This is a genomic window from Streptomyces sp. YIM S03343 (assembly GCF_054729195.1).
The window spans coordinates 2,155,552-2,170,553 of record NZ_JBPUKX010000001.1; the positions used below are offsets into that span (position 1 = coordinate 2,155,552).

Genomic DNA, 15,002 nt, shown 5'->3' on the forward strand with positions numbered 1-15,002 from the left:
ATGAGGGGCCTTGTCTCACGGGGGTGACCGGAATGCAACGGACACGGTTGTTGGGCGCGGCGCTGCTCGGGCTGGCGCTCGCGGGCTGTACGAGCCCGGGGAATACGCCTTCCCGCGAGTCAAGTCGTACGACGGTCTCGGCGCCCGGGGCCCCCTCCGCCCCATCCACCCCCGTGACCGTCTCCGGTCCGTGGCATGCGTGGACCACTGTCCTCTCCAGACAGGAGGGCCGCTGCGGGGCGACGGCTCATCAGGTCGTGTGCCGCACCGGCTTCGGCGGCCTCGTCGGGCGATCCCGGGTCACCGGCGAGCTCACCTGGGCCGTCCCCCCGACCGGCGGCGGCAAGGATGCCGCGCTCGTCGTCGACTCGGCCGACGAACGGGCCGTGACCGGCTCCGGCGAGATACTGCGCGCGGCAAATCTGCGCACGGGCACGGCCGCCTGGACACGTCGGCTTGCCGACGGCGGCAGCGCCTCCAATGCGCTCGGGGCGGCGGACGGGACGGTCTACGTCCTCGAAACGCCGGAAAAGACCGCCGGGAGCATCGCCCTCGGCGCCTTCCGGGCGTCCGACGGCAGGACGCTGTGGTACCGCACCGTCGACGCGGACCCGTACGGGGGCATCGCCGCTTTCGGGGGCCGCGTCTACACCACCGACGGCGCGAAGGTCACCGCCCGCGACGCCCGTACCGGCGTCGCCGTGGCGACCAGCCCCCGGGGAGTCGAGTGCCCGAACCTCATCTCCGGCAGCCATTACCTCGTGTGCACCGGCAGCCCGCTCTTCGCCGGGGACGCCTTCCCACCGCTCCGGCGCCTGGACCCGGTCACGCTCGGGCCGCTGCCGACCGCCGAGGACACGGGCGACAAGCCCGAGCGCGGTCTGATCTCGTCCGACGGTGTGCTCGTGTTGTACGAGGACAGCGCAGAGGACCCGGGCGCCGGCGCCTGGAACGCGTACGACCTTGTCCGCCACCGGAGGCTGTGGAGTTACGCCAACACCACCGAGGAGGAAGAACTGGCCGGCGAACGGTTCGTCACCTTCACCCCGGGCAACGTCGCCACCGTCAGAGGACGCGTGATCACGATCGACCTGCACGCCGGCCCAAAGGCGACCGGAGCTGCCGCGCCACGCATGTCCGCGCCGTACCCGCAGACGAGGGACGGGGAACACCCCACGCTCGTCGTCCCGGGCGGCGACTCGGGCCATGTCGTCGTCCAAGCGCGCACACATCGCGGCCTACGGTCGATCCCGCTGCCCTGATACCGCGGCTCGGAGCGGGCCACGGCAGCGGCTCACCGCAACCGCCCCATCGCCGATGGGGGCTGGGCCGCCTCCAGCCACCCCGAGCCGGATCGGCTCTTGCGTTGACCGCCGGGCCCCCAGCCGACGACGACTGCCCGCCCCGCCCCGCCCCGGACACCGGTCCCGGACACCGGCGCACGCCGTTGCCCTCACCTGCCGAACTGCGTCTGGCGGCCGCAGCGGTGGGCAGCCACACCGAACTGAGCCACGAGTCGTCCTTGTAGAACTCCGCCACGATGAGCAGCGTCGTGCCTTTCGGGATCATGTCCGGGTTGATACGGGCCGTCCCGGGGCCGTCCGGCAGCGTCAGCGCGAAGTCCTTGGTGGTCTTGGGAGCCTCGGGCGGAGCGCCCGTGGGGCGGTTCTTGTCCCCCTCCCGAGCGGCAGCCCGTACGCCCATCTTGTTCAGCCCCACCGAACCCCCGGCGGCAACCGCACCCGCCTCCCCGTCACCCCCAAAGGTCGGCAGGCCCCCGGCATCGTTGTCGTCGATCCCGCTCCCGGCGAGGGCCTCGTCCCCGTTGACGATGTCAATGCCGCCCCTCTCTGCGTACCGCACCACAACGGCCCAGTAAGCCGCACAGTGCTCAACACTCAGAGTGAGCTATAGGCAACCGTACTGTCCACCCTGCGTGCCCGTACGCTGACTACGCGTACGCGCCCGCCACCTCGCAACCCGGCCCCCGAACCCACCACGCTGACCCCATGAACCACCCACTCCCCCAAGTCGACGCCCCCACCAGCACCTTCACGCAACTGCTGTCGTCGACTCCGAGAGGCGCCCGCCTGGCCCGCCTCCTGACCATGCACGAACTGCACACCTGGAACGTACCGGAGAACATCACGGAGCGTGCCGAAGTGGTCGTAGCGGAACTGGCGAACAACGCGGTCCGGCACGGCAGACTCCCCGGCCGAGGCTTCCGCCTCACCCTCACCTACGCCCCACTGCCCGAAACCCTCCACATCGAGGTAACGGACGCCCGAGGCGACCGCCTCCCGAAGCTCCCCCCACAGCACACCACCCCGGACCCCTTGAGCACCGGCGGCCGAGGCCTGACCCTCGTAGCAGCCCTGTCCGACCACTGGGACACCATCCCGTACCCACCCACCGGCAAAACCATCCGAGCCCTCCTCACCACCCCACCCCCCGAGTAACCCGCACCGGCCCGATCACCACGCCCGGCCCCGCCACCCCCGGTCACCCCACGCGGCTCGCGTCGCATCCCCTCCCCTCACGCCCCGGCTGAGACGCCGCTTATTTTGACTACACGGTGTATTGAGTCCGTCGCGTCCTGAACTTGCTTCGTCGCCGATTGAGCCCTGGTCGTCGGCAACCAACTGCCCGCTCCTGCCCTCTTCTGGTCGACAGATGTCTGCGGTCGAACCGCCACAGCCATCCCTGCTCAAGGGAGAATCGTTGTTCCGCAGGGCAGTTGGGGTCGCGGGCGTCGCCGGTCTTGCCGTAGTCGCCTTGCTGGGAGGGGCGGCGGGGGCGTCGGCCGGCGAGGGCGCGAGCCCGGCTTCGGGCGGCAGCCCGTCTCCGGCGGTCCGCCTGGAGTACCACGTGGCTCAGAACCTCGCCCTGGAGGCGGGCGACGACATCTCGTTCAGCCTCGACGGAATGCCACCGGGATGGGACAAGGTCGAGGTCAGCTCACCGGCCCTGCAGGAGCCGATCACCCTGACTCCCCTGAAGAAGGGGTCGACGCAGTCGGTCCAGGTGGACGCGCCAGGAACAGACCACCGCGTCCGCTCGGGCCTGCGCGCGGGCACCTATCCGGTCACCGCGACCAGCCACGGCCGTACCGTCGCCACCGCACAACTCAAGGTCCTGGCCGAGAACACTGCGCAGATCTACCGGTTCGTCATCGGTCCCAGGAACGCGTCCCCCGGCAGCGACACACCCGCCTCCCTCCGCCCGGGCAGTGACGTCCGGGTGGTCCTCACCGACCTGCGGGCCGCACCAGGGGAGGACTCCCTCACCGTCACGTCGCCCATCTTCAAGGGCCCGTTGACCATCAAGACGGACAGCCCGGACAACCCCGGCTGCAAATGCGACGACCCCGGCACGGTCTACGCGGGCCACGGACAGTTGCGAGGCGACGTACCCAACGGCCGCTACACCGCGACCGTGGTCAGCCACCATGGGCAGCAGACCACGAAGCAGCACGTCACGATCGCCGGCCAGCCCGTCGCGGACGGCGGCGGCTCGTCCTGGGCGGTCACCGGTGGCGTCGCGGCCACGGGGCTGGCCCTCGCCTCCGGCGGCGCGTTCGCGGTGCGGCGCCGCCGCTCACGGAAGGCTGCGCCCTCCGCGTAGCGGCGGACCCGGCGGCCGCGGACCGTGCCCCGGGCGGGTCGAGCGGGCACCGGTGGGCGCGCGCCGAACTCTGCTCCCCGCCTTCCACGAGTGCCATGGCATGTGGGGCGGTGTCTCCGGCGGCCCATGGTTCTCCCGGGTCGACTGGAAGAAGGGCACTGGCGAGATCATCGGCAACGTCGGCGGCTACAACGGCGGCGGCAACGACGACAACGTCGACTGGCTCACGTACAGCCCCATACACGGCGACTGGTTCTTCCGCCTGTACGACGAGTGACCGGCTGCCCGTCCGCGAGATACGTCTTGACCTGGTCGTTGATGTAGTGGAACTGGGCGTCCCGGTCCGGGTGGCGGGCACCCTCGGTCGTGCGCGAAGTGCCCTGCAGGGAGAACCCTTCGACCTTCAGCAGCGCGGCCACCGTGTCGTGGCCGACCTGATGCCCCTGGCGGGACAGCTCCGCGGCCAGGACGCGGGTCGACTTCACCGTCCACCGCAGCAGCGACTCCGGATCTCCCCGCTGGTCCGGCTCGACCAGCGCGAGCAACGCCGGCACCAGTTCCGGATCAACGTCCCGCAACTGCTTGCGGCCCGCGCCCACCGCCCGAACCCGGCCATCGGGCTCCTCACCGCGTTCCAGCTCACGCAGCCCGCGCGACACCGTCGACTCCGCCACCCCCGCAGCACCAGCCACCCGGCGAATCCCGCCGTGCCCTCGCACACGGGCAGCGGCCCCCAGCACCAACCGCCACCGCCGCTCGTCCAGATGCGGCAGCAACAACCCCAACGCCTCCGCCAGTCCCGCCTCGATCCCCTCCGACACACCCGCATCCTACGGGCCAACAGACGCCAGAAACCGAGGAGTTATTTATCGACAGATCCCAGGGCCTCGGCAAAGTCGCGTGATGCCCGGTTCGTGATCTCGGGGTCCCGCGCGGTGAGGGGCGTCGAACGGCGCAGTCCCCACGAACCCGAGTGCTGATAGTTTCGCGTCCGTGATCGTGTATCCGCTGTGGCATGTCGGCCACCAGAACGAAGCCGGCGACGACGGATCGACCGTGCACGTCGATGAAAGCGGCGTGTTCTGCGACGAGTCGGACGGCGACGACGTGAAGCTGCTCGGCATCTACTCGACCCTCGAACGGGTTGAGGAGCGTGTGCGGCAGGCTCGACTGCTACCGGGCTTCCGTGATGAACCGGAGTGCTTCTACTTCGACCCCTGCGAGCTCGATGAGGACGATTGGACCGAGGGCTTCGTTCGAGTTCCGCCAGGTGAGTAGGTCTGTGGGCAGAGCTTCGGTGGGATGTCGGCTCCTGGTCACGTGAGCCCGAGGAGAGCGAGGGGACGGGTCACGTCGCGGGTGTTGTGACGCTGCCTGTCGCCGTGGCAGGTCAGGCCGCGTTGGTCCTGTTCTCGAGGGCTTTGAGGCGCTTCTCTTGATGCGGCCGTAGAGCTTGTCCTTGCTCCTGTCGGGCCATGCCTGGCGTTGGCTGTCGGCTAGGTCCTGTCTGGAGTTCGGATCACGACTGCGGTGCGATGCTGCGGAGCCAGAGCATCGCACCGCACAGATGCAGTCCGGCCTCGTAGCTCTCCGGGGTCTTGTCGAAGCGGAACGCGATGCCTCGCCAGTTCCGCAGCCGGTTGATGCACCGCTCCACGGTGTTGCGCTCGATGTACAAGGCCGCGTCGTGGCTGACCGGGCGACCGCCCTTCGAACCGCGCTTCTTCCGGTTGGCGGCCTGGTCCACCTTCTCCGGGATCACCGCCCGGATTCCACGACGCCGCAGGTAGCGGCGGTTACGGCGGCTGGAGTAAGCCTTGTCCGCGGCCACTGCGTCCGGTCGGGTCCGGGGACGCCCGACCGGCCCGCGCACCTTCACCCGCTCCAGGACCGGGACGAACTGCGGGCTGTCGCCGGCCTGTCCGGGGGTGAGCACAAACGCCAGCGGACGGCAGCGCCGGTCGGCCGCCAGGTGAATCTTGCTGGTCAGCCCTCCCCGGGAACGCCCCAGTTGTGCGGCCTTCAGACGGGCCCGGTGCCGTCGGCGGGCCCGTCGCCGCTCAGCGCCCGCGTCGTCCTCGCACTGTCCGTCCTGCGGCTGTTGTCCCTCCACGGCGCCCCCTTTTCGGACTCGGCGGCCGCTTCCAGGGCCGCCAACTGCTCGGGTTCCAGTGCCATCCCGGCGGCGTGGTGGTGCGCCCGTGCTGTCGCCGAGTCCACGCTGACCAGGCCCAGGTCCGCCTGGCCCCGGTCAGCGGCCTCGGCGATCACCGCCTCCATCAGGTGCTGGAAGACGCCCTGCGTCGCCCAGATCCGGAAGCGGTCGTACGCGCTCTGCCAGGGCCCGAACTCGCTGGGCAGGTCGCGCCAGGGACTGCCCGTGCGGAACCGCCACATCACCGCGTTGAAGTGTTTCCGCAGGTCGGGGATGGGCCCGACTGCGGCGATCGGAAGGTGGGGCTCGATCAGGGCCCACTGCTCGTCGGTGAGATCGCCTCGCGCCATGGCCGATGGCCTATCAAGGAGGGACCCCATGACGCAGGCGATCTACCGAACTCGTGATCCGGACTCCAGACAGGACCTAGAACGGGGGATCCTCGTTGCTCCAGGGGAGAGGGTGGAGAGGCTCCACGTACTTCGGCGGTTGCCGGAGCAGGGCCACGGCGTCTTTGATGCGCCCAGCCGTCATGAGGTGTGCGGCGAGGGCGCTCCGGTTGGCCGGGATCGCCGGGTCCAGGATCACGACGGCCTCCTCCGAGCGTCCGGCGTCGGAAAGCAGCGCAGCGAGGTCCTGCGCCTCGCACCAGTTGTCCGACTCAGGGCGCGACCGGGCCTCCTCGATCGCCTGCTCCCGGCGACCGCAGGCGACCAGGAGCTTGGTCCGCAGCCGGAAGAACTCTCTCTCCTCAGAACCACATCGGGCCTTGCGGTCATCGAGGTACGTCAAGCCTTCCTCGGCACGGCCCTGGTCGGTGTACAGCGTGCACAGCGCGTCAACGACCCAGTCTTCATCGCCCGCGCTCGGCAGAGAACGCAGCAGCTCGATCGCCTCATCGCCCCGATCATGCCGGGCGAGGAGCCACGCGAGCAGCACTGCCGTATGCGGCGAATCATCCGCAGCAAGCGTTCTGTAGGCGTCGATCGCGCCCGCCACGTCCCCGCGTTGCTCCAAGTACTCCGCGAGACATTGGGCGGCCTCGCCGAGAGTCTCGGTCGCCGCGTACTCCCGCAGTTCCTCGATCCGATCGTGCCGAGCCAGCAGATCGGCCAATTGATCGCGGCCGTTGACCGACGTGATCTCCCGCGTCCGCAGGAGGGCGATCGCCTCGTCCACCCGCCCCTGCCGCTCGCGCACGGTCGCCAGCAGCTCGGTGGCGTTGCCGGGTTCGGTACTCCGGCCACCGAAGTCCGGCCAGCCGCCCTGATGTCCTGCCTCGACACGGGCGGCCAGCAGCGCGGCGACCTCTTCGTCCCGCCCCGGGCCGGCGCTCACCGCGACCAGGGCATCAGCTATGACCCAGTCCTCCAGGTACGGCAGGAGCAGGCCGAATGCCTCATCGCCCCGGCCGTGCCGGGCGAGCAGCAGCGCAAAATTCTCCAGCGCCAGCCGCCAGTTGGCCTGCATGTTCAAGCGGGAGACTTCGATCGCCTCGTCCGCCCGTCCCCATCTTTCAAGCAACTCGGCGACGCTCCGGGCCGCCTTCCACCACCCCGTGGCAAGGTAGGGGGCGAGCACTTGCAGGGCCTCGTCCTGCCGATCCTGGTCAACGAGGATCCGCACCCACGCCTGGGCACAGAACCAGTCGCCGCCACGTGCCTGGTGTTCGACTTCGCCGAGATGGCCATGGTCGACGAGCCAGGAGACCAGGTGGGGAGGTATCCAGCCGTCGCGCGTACGGTCCCGGCGGTCAAGTTCGGCAGCGTTCACGAGGACGCACTCTAGACTCCCACGCCTGCCTCGTCGGCTGCGGTCGCATGACCGGGATAACAGCCAGAGCGCGGGATAACGCCAGAGCGACCGCGCGCGCAGCATCGCGAACGGCGTCCTCCTCGTCCGTCGCCAACCGTTGGAGCACGGCGTGGACAAAAAGATCTACGCAACGGACGCTGACAGTGCAAGCGTAATCCGAGTCACCGAGGACAGGATCACAGACGCATACACGATGGGAAATGGGAAATGTGACGGCTGAATCCAAAGGAAGACCGCCGCCACCCCAATGCACGCGGCAGAGACGACAGCACCCTTCTTGTCGCGCCGGAACAGGACCCAAGGGAGTGCGATCAGACCTATCGTACCCAGGAGCTTCAACCCTGCCGCAGGGGAAAAGATCAACGAGAATGCTGCTATTCCTGCATATCGTAGAGACGCGAAGCAGCTGATTACTGTGGCACATATCAGGGTGGCCGCGAGCCCGTCCCTGAACGATCTGCACCGAATGCCGAACGCGACCCCGATGACGACGCTCAAAGCCGCGAACGCCGCGTACGCGTAGCTCGGCATCAGTTGATCCTTTCACGTGGACGGGTCGGGTGGCCTCCCGGACGGGTTGTCCGGAAGGCCACCTTGAGGAACCCGCTACCTGCTGAAGTTCGGGTCAGGGCTCTTGCCGGGTGCGTTGCAGAAGTGGGCGTTCGACGGGTCTATGCCCGCATCGTCAATCGCTCCGATGTTCCATGGATTGCCTCCATGGCCGGTGGTGATGTCACACGAAGCATACGGGTGCTCTGATTGATCGGGGGTGGGTAGGGGGGCGTCGATCCCACTGAAGTGGTAAAAGTCGCCGGTCGTCACCGGGGCGCTGGATCCGGTGTAGTTGCCGTCGAGATCGATGGCTTTGCCGTTGCGGTACAGGTACTGGTTCGGCATGAAGCTGGAGCGAAGGACGGGAGCTCCGCTCACCTTCCTGATGGTGCCGTCGGTGCAGGTCTTGAAGTCGAGTTCCTGCCAGATCGGCGGGGCGGACCCGAAGATGGATCCCGTGAGACCCGGCTTGAAGAACATGTTCCGGATTTCCTGGGCCATCGCTGCGACGGGGTTGTCGGATGATCCGGTGTCGTTCGACACCCGCGTCACCCAGTCGGCCACGCTGCCGGTGAGGTGCTCATCTGCCAGCGCGGTGCGGTAGCCGATGGACCCGCCGGCGGTGTGCATCACCGCGACGCAGGTGCCGTTGTTGTCGGTGACCACGTTGTCGTCGGCGTCGGTGATGACCGGTTTCACGCCGATCGACTTGTAGGCGCGTCCGGGAAGGATGCCGTTGCTGTTGGTCGAGGTGGTGGTGGACCTGCCGTTGTGGACGTTCAGATCCTTGGCGATGTAGTCCAGGTCCGGCGGTTGGGTGCCGTAGTCCTGCTGGAGTGCCGTGAAGAACTGGCGCACGAAGTCCGGCATGTGGGTGTCGGCGGTACGGTCGTCGTACGTCACGCTCTCACTGCCGTTGATGATCTTTCCGTCGCTGGTCTTCACGTACGAGACGGTGGCCTTGTTGTTCATCTTGAAGGCGGCGTCGTCCGTACCGAACCAGGACGGTTTAGTGTCATCGGCGGGGCGCTTGGTGTACGGGTTGGAGTAGTGCATCCACGCCGGGATGCTGTGCCCGTCGGGGTGGTCGGTGGTACTGGTCCCCGACGTCGTCACCTCCTGGTTCCACCGGACCATGGCGGCCTTCGTCTCGGGCTTGACACAGGTCGGGGACGTTCCGACCACACAGGTCGGCAGATCGATGATCTTCTGCGACTTCCCGATCGCCCAGTCGTACAGGTCCTGGCGCGACTTCAGAGGGGTCTTGAAAAGCCGGCTCTCGGGCCTGACGTCGATGTTCTGGTCCTCGTCGAAGTATGCGTCTGCCTCGACGCTGTCTGAGACGTAGGTGCCGTTGACGGGCTGGAAAGCGATCGCGCCGAAGGCGATGTCGTCGTCAGCGGTGCCGTCGGGCGTGTAGTTCGACAGGCTGACACCAGGGGTGCCGGTGAACTTGTAGGCGCCCAGCGACACCCATGTACCGCTGCGGGCCTTCTGGTCGACATAGCGGTCGTACGGTCCGCCGAGGGCGCCGCGTATCACGTAGTGCGCGTTTTTGGCCCGTGCACCGGTGTCCGGGACGTGCACCCAGACCTGAGCGAGGTCCATGCTCTCGCCGAGCGTCCAGGTCCCGTCGATGTCCATCAGCCCGCCGTCACCACCGAGGTGGTCCTCGTTGCGGGTGTGGGTGTACCAGAAGTGGCCGCCGTAGCCGCCGCCGATCTGGTGCAGGTCTGCTTTCGCCTCGTAGTGGGTGCCCATGGTGTCCGGGAAGAACGTGAACTGGAAGGTGCCCGAAGAGGTGATCTGCCCGCAGTCGCTCCAGGTTTCGGTGCTGTTGGCGACGGAGGCCACGACATGGGACCCCGTCGGTGCCCCGCTGCAGAGCGGTGTGCCGTTCTTCAGGCGGTAGCCGCGCCCCGGCTCTGCGATCAGCGTCTGATATTTGATGAGTTCATGCCCGCAGTCGTTGTCGCAGTTGGTCTTCCAGGTGGCGTTGGGCTTGTTCCACCAGTACCGCGCGTAGCAGGCTTCCGTCCCGCAATTGGGGGGTGTGTCCGGGTCACAGTTGTTGTTGCTGTTGCAGAAGGTGCCCAGCGGCGGCGAGACCTGGCTGCGCTGGCCGGTGCTGGTCCACCAGGCGGGCCGGAAGCCGGCCGAGGAGAACCCGGATTCGCCCGGCCAGTCCTGCCGGCCGGCAGTGCTGTACGAGTAGCCGGTGTCGATGGACCAGGCGGCCCAGCCCATCACCTTCTCCTCGTACGGCCAGTCCTGGGGATGAGCGGCGTCGTGGTTGGCTTCGGTGCCGTCCACGTCCGTGTCCATGAACGGGTGGCCCCAACTCTTCTTGTAGATCGGGTTGGCCGGGTTGTTGTACCAGCCGAGGCCCCAGTGTCCGTCGTGCTGCGATGCGGCGGAGGGCGGGTTGAAGCCGAGGTTGTAGTTCCACACCGCGGTGAACCAGTTCTCCACGCGGGAGGGGTCGTCGTTGTTCACTGTGACCGTCTGCCCGGCGGTGTGGACCTCGTTCCACTTGCCGGCGAGGATCTTCATGGACGCGGCGATGTTGGTCGTGTAGTCGATGGCGACGGCCTTCTGCAGAGCCGGCGAGAGACTCGTCTCGTTGGCCTTCTCGTGCCCGGCCAGGCGCATGCCGTCGGTGACCTGTCCGACGCCGTAGCCGCAGTCCGACTTGTCCCAGTTGATGTTCCAGTAGGAGTCCGGGTTGCCCGGGTCTTTCTGGTGGCCGTAGTAGCCGTCCACGGCGGCGAGCGGGTTGCCCATCTGCCCGGGAATGGCACCCGCCTCGGCCTGCCACAAGTTGGACTCCTGGGCCATGATGCCCAGCATGACGTTCGCCGGGATACGCGCGTTGCTCGCTCCCGCCAAAGTCGGCGGCGGGAACAGGCCCTGCGGGTCGATCGTGCCGAGGCCGGCCTGGTTGCGGTAGCCGCCCTGGCGAATGTAGCTCGCACGCAGGTTGCCGCGTATCGCCATGTCGACGGCCCACTCGACCTGGTTCGGAGTGGGTTGCAGGGCCTGCACGTTGACGTCGTTGCGGGAGACCGAGCACCAGCGATCGGGATCCGTCGGGTCGTGCGACACATTGGCGGTCACCGGGGTCCGCATCAGTTGCGCGTGCTCGCCGGGGTCTGAGCCCGAGCCCGATGTGCCGGCGGTGTTCATAGCCGGCGAGAGCCGCTCGTTCCCGGCCGGCTCGGTGGTGTTCGTGACCGTCTGGCTTATTTTCGCACCCGTGCTGACGGCGGTGGACGTCACCGTCACCAGTGTGTCCGCCGACGGCTCTTCCGGCCCCGGAACCGGGCTGCCCTGCGGGGAGGGCTCGGTTCCGGTGAAGCCCTTGCCCGCGTTCCTGATCCGGTCGACGCCCGCTCGCACACCTGCGGTGAGGACCGGGTCGACGGCGAGTCGGCCCTGGCTGGAGACGTCGGTGTCGGCCGGGGCGTTGACGCGGGTGATCCCGTTGCCCTGGGTGCGTGGGGTGCCGGCAACCTGCCCGGTGAGGAAGATCTGCGCGGATCCGCCGCGTTTCAGGTCGAAGTCGCCGAGCCTGCCGGTGGCGACCGTGGTCGGCGCACTGTGCCCGTTCCACACCCGGGCGCGCGCCTTCTCGCTGCCGTCGCGTTCGACGAAGGCGATCTTCCCGTTCTCGGCCGGATGGATGTCGAAGGGCAGACCGACCGCCGTGAGCAGGTTCTTGACCTTGCCGGAGCGGTCGAGGTGGACCAGGTGGCGGCCGACGGCGGCGATCGCGCCGTCCTTGACCGGGACGGCGCTGGTCACCTCACCCTTCGTGGCGGCCGAACCGACGGTCGTCCCGGCGGAGTTCACGCTCACCACACGGGTCCTGGTGTCGGCCGGGTCGTTCATGTCGCGGAACGCGGTGAACGCGGCGGTGTGGGTGTCCGGATTGCAGGAGGGGTCGAAATACGCCAGTGACGCCGTTAACGGCAGCTTTGTCACCTGGCCCGTGGTGAGGTCGACGATGGCGGTGAACGCACCGCCCTGCATCAGGTCCGGCTTGTTCGTGAAACTGCGCGGCGCGTACACGACGGCTGCGTGATCGGGGTCGATGACGCATTGATTGCCGATCCACGAGTCCGCGGGCATACCGGGCTCGGCCAGGACGGCGGCACTCTTCCACTTGTACGCCGTGGCCGAGTCGGCGACGAGGATTCTGAAGCCGCTGGTGTCGGCAGCGCCGGTGACGGCTCGGTCCTTGGAGGTCTTCCAACTCCTGCCGAGCTTTCTGTCCGGATCCGTTACCCGGGCAGGCGGCGTGGGCGTCGGCTTGGCGGATCGTCCGGGTCTCGGTTTCGGATTCGCCTCGGCGGCGAGCGCTGGTGCGGCAGCCTGTATGAGCCCGGTCAGGACCACGGTGGCCGTCAGGCCCGCAACAACGACGCGTGCCTGGTGAGCCGGTCTGGGTACCTTCAACGCCTTTACCCCTTCTGATGCATGTTTTCGTGCATGACAGGGCAAAGCCGCCGCACCTCGGGCTGTCTTCAATGGAATGAGACGAACTTTGAGGTGCGGCGGCTGTCTTGGGAAAATGGGAAGCGGCCTACTTTCGGGCGGCCAGGACAGCCTGAGCCTGCCCGATCAACTTCTTGTTGCGGGCCTTCTCCGCCTCCAGCTCATGCTTGTGAGAGGCGATCTGCTGGTGCTGGTAGGCAGACTCCGCCTTGTACCAGGCGCCGACCAGGTTGCTGGTCTGCTTGCAGTCGACGTCGTCGGTCGCCATCGACACCTCGGCTCTGCCCGGCTTCAGACCGTGCAGCTTCGGTGTGGCGAACTGATCCTCGGCCTCGCCGAGGGTCTTCACCCGGCGGCCGTGGCCGGCCATGCACGACGACCACGCGGCGACGGCGTTCCTGACGGGCGTCTGCTTGCCGGTGGCACCGTAGGACTGCGAGGCGAGGTCTCCCGCCAGGTCGGTCTGGTACAGGACACCGACCTTCGCGTTCGCCTCGGGAATGCATGTGCCGTTCATCGCCTCGTCCCAGCCGGGAACAGACGACTCGTCGTCCTCCCTGGCGAGTTCGGCGTTCTCTGCCGCGGTGCTGTCGTCTTCGGTGCCTGCCTGGGACGGAGCAAAGCCGTGTGAGGCGGCCTCGCTGCGATCGGTGATGCCGTAGCGGCGCTTCATGTTCATCGCGTCGTAGGCTGCGGCCGGGTGCAGGCCGGACATTTCCGGCGTGAACTGGAAATTGAGGCGCTGCATGCACTGCTGCTTCACCAGGTCCCTGGCGTTCTCCACATCCACGACGTCGGCATAGCCGAGCATGTAGTCCTGGAGCGGCAGCCGCATTCCCTTGGCCAGCCCCTGTTCCACCTGCGCCTTCGGCCAGGCGGCTCGGACTTTGGCATCCGGCAGGGGCATGGCCTGGGCAGCCAGTTGCCGGTCCTTCGCGCTGCCCGAAGTGTCGTGCGGGGCGCCGCATGCAGAGGTGAACACGGTGGCGGCCGTGGCAGCGGCGAGCGTGAGGGCAGCGGCCCGGGCTCCGGTCTTCGACATCACCGATCAACCTCTCTTGTGCGAGCCGTTGTGGTTCTTCAGGCCACTGCCCAGGTTGCGGGCGATCCCGTCGGCCTTCGGGTAGTACTTGCTCGTGCCGCTGTAGCTGGTATTGGCGTACATCGTGTATCCGGCGTACGAGTCCTGGTTCCACGCGGAAGCAGCGTTGTGATAGACACCCTGCCCGGATCCGGTGTTGTCGCAGGGGGACTTCATGCCGCCGTAGGCGTCGGACGGGAAGGCGCCGAACACGAAGCTGATGAACGTGGCGCCGTTGGGCGAGTAGCCTTCCTCGTTGGAACGGGAGTGCCGGGTGGCCAGACAGGCACTGTCGGACTGCTGGGTCACCTCGGAGCGCGAGTTGAAGTGAATGCGGAAGCAGTGCGTCGGGTGGCCGGTGTCGCTCGACGTGCAGTCGTTGTGAACGTAGGACGTCACAGCCGATGCCGGCGAGCTCATGACGGTGGCCACCACAGCGGCTGCGGCGGTAGCGGCGGCGGCCAGTGTGAGACGCAAGGAAGCTCTCCCCCTCGGTAGCTGTGTGCAAGCAGGGGAGAGCACATGGTCGGATACGCTCCCCCGCTTGCCGGTCTCAGCCTGCGTGCGGACGGATTGGTCTGATCCATTCGCTGCAAGCAGGGGCACTGTATGCACACGCACACCAGGAGCAGCAAGAACACTTCATGCGCATGACGGGAAACCGGCATGCTGTGCGGAACCCGCTGCCATGCGCCTCTACCTGTGTGTCCTCTGTGAATCGGAACGAGTGGGGCTCCACATGAGGGCTCTACGGATGGCGGAAACCCGCCTCTCACGCACCGGCTCATGGCCGGCGCATCACTCCGCCCTCGACCGCCGTCATCCGGGCGAGTTGATGAAACTCCTTGCCCGTCAGCAACACCGCCTTTAGCCTTCGGGCGTCATGCGCACACGAATCGCTGCTTGCGCCGCAGCCCTCCTCGCCACGCTCGCCGCGTGCACCAGTCACACTCCCACCCCCACCCCTGCTCCCGCCAAGCCGGTCGAAGTGACCCAGTACGGAACCGAGATGAGCCACGGGCGCCTTGTCTTCTCCGCCCAGTACACGATCCGCAACACCGGCCCGTCACCCGTCGAGTACAAGATCGCCTTCAAGTTCGACGGAGACGGCCCGGGTGCAGTGAATCCGAAATGGGTCACCCGGACCGTCGGCGCCAACAAGACCTACACCGGAACCGTGTCCGTCCCCTGGGAACGGGACGCGGCATCTACAGGAGTGGATATCAGCCAAGTGGAAGAGACTCCTCTCTGACGTAGTCCGCCTCCCGCCGGCACCGT

10 protein-coding genes and 2 pseudogenes are annotated in these 15,002 nt (G+C 67.6%); 6 read left to right on the plus strand and 6 right to left on the minus strand.

What is annotated here, in order from left to right; genetic code table 11:
- Positions 1-32: 32 nt before the first annotated feature.
- From ACSYGN_RS09240 to ACSYGN_RS09255, 4 genes are all read left to right on the plus strand, one after another.
- Entirely contained in the window at positions 33-1,262 is a 1,230-nt protein-coding gene (locus ACSYGN_RS09240) for an outer membrane protein assembly factor BamB family protein (RefSeq protein ID WP_460393753.1), read from the plus strand.
- A 747-nt stretch (positions 1,263-2,009) separates the two neighbouring features.
- A complete protein-coding gene (locus tag ACSYGN_RS09245; RefSeq protein WP_460393755.1) occupies positions 2,010-2,459 on the plus strand; it encodes an ATP-binding protein in 450 nt (149 codons plus the stop codon).
- A 409-nt stretch (positions 2,460-2,868) separates the two neighbouring features.
- Entirely contained in the window at positions 2,869-3,624 is a 756-nt protein-coding gene (locus ACSYGN_RS09250; protein WP_460393757.1) for a hypothetical protein, read from the plus strand.
- 52 nt (positions 3,625-3,676) lie between these two features.
- Positions 3,677-3,901: a hypothetical protein gene (locus ACSYGN_RS09255; protein ID WP_460393759.1), complete on the plus strand. Its 225-nt coding sequence runs from the start codon at positions 3,677-3,679 to the stop codon at positions 3,899-3,901.
- Here ACSYGN_RS09255 and ACSYGN_RS09260 read toward each other — a convergent pair.
- Positions 3,900-4,445: pseudogene (locus tag ACSYGN_RS09260) on the minus strand (ISAzo13-like element transposase-related protein); the annotation flags it as partial. The gene ACSYGN_RS09255 and the pseudogene ACSYGN_RS09260 sit on opposite strands and share 2 nt — an antisense overlap.
- Positions 4,446-4,617: 172 nt before the next feature.
- Between ACSYGN_RS09260 and ACSYGN_RS09265 the strand changes: the two are divergent.
- The gene (locus ACSYGN_RS09265; RefSeq protein WP_014140622.1) at positions 4,618-4,902 is read left to right on the plus strand and encodes a DUF7336 domain-containing protein; all 285 of its coding nucleotides are present in this window, start codon (positions 4,618-4,620) and stop codon (positions 4,900-4,902) included.
- A 241-nt stretch (positions 4,903-5,143) separates the two neighbouring features.
- Here the strand turns inward: ACSYGN_RS09265 and ACSYGN_RS09270 are convergent.
- The 5 genes and pseudogenes from ACSYGN_RS09270 to ACSYGN_RS09290 all read right to left on the minus strand — a co-directional run bounded on the left by ACSYGN_RS09270 (position 5,144) and on the right by ACSYGN_RS09290 (position 14,201).
- A pseudogene (locus tag ACSYGN_RS09270) lies at positions 5,144-6,129 on the minus strand (IS5 family transposase).
- Between the two features lie 76 nt (positions 6,130-6,205).
- Positions 6,206-7,552, minus strand: coding sequence for a tetratricopeptide repeat protein (locus tag ACSYGN_RS09275; RefSeq protein ID WP_460393761.1), 1,347 nt, complete (start codon positions 7,550-7,552; stop codon positions 6,206-6,208).
- 648 nt (positions 7,553-8,200) lie between these two features.
- The gene (locus ACSYGN_RS09280) at positions 8,201-12,604 is read right to left on the minus strand and encodes a carbohydrate-binding protein (protein ID WP_460393763.1); all 4,404 of its coding nucleotides are present in this window, start codon (positions 12,602-12,604) and stop codon (positions 8,201-8,203) included.
- A gap of 127 nt (positions 12,605-12,731) precedes the next feature.
- On the minus strand, positions 12,732-13,685 hold the full coding sequence (locus ACSYGN_RS09285) for a hypothetical protein (RefSeq protein ID WP_460393765.1): 954 nt from the start codon (positions 13,683-13,685) through the stop codon (positions 12,732-12,734).
- 6 nt (positions 13,686-13,691) lie between these two features.
- Complete coding sequence (locus tag ACSYGN_RS09290) at positions 13,692-14,201, minus strand: hypothetical protein (RefSeq protein ID WP_460393767.1); 510 nt, start codon at positions 14,199-14,201, stop codon at positions 13,692-13,694.
- Positions 14,202-14,607: 406 nt separating this feature from the next.
- Here ACSYGN_RS09290 and ACSYGN_RS09295 point away from each other — a divergent pair, with 406 nt between their 5' ends.
- A complete protein-coding gene (locus ACSYGN_RS09295; RefSeq protein ID WP_460393769.1) occupies positions 14,608-14,976 on the plus strand; it encodes a hypothetical protein in 369 nt (122 codons plus the stop codon).
- Positions 14,977-15,002: the final 26 nt, after the last annotated feature.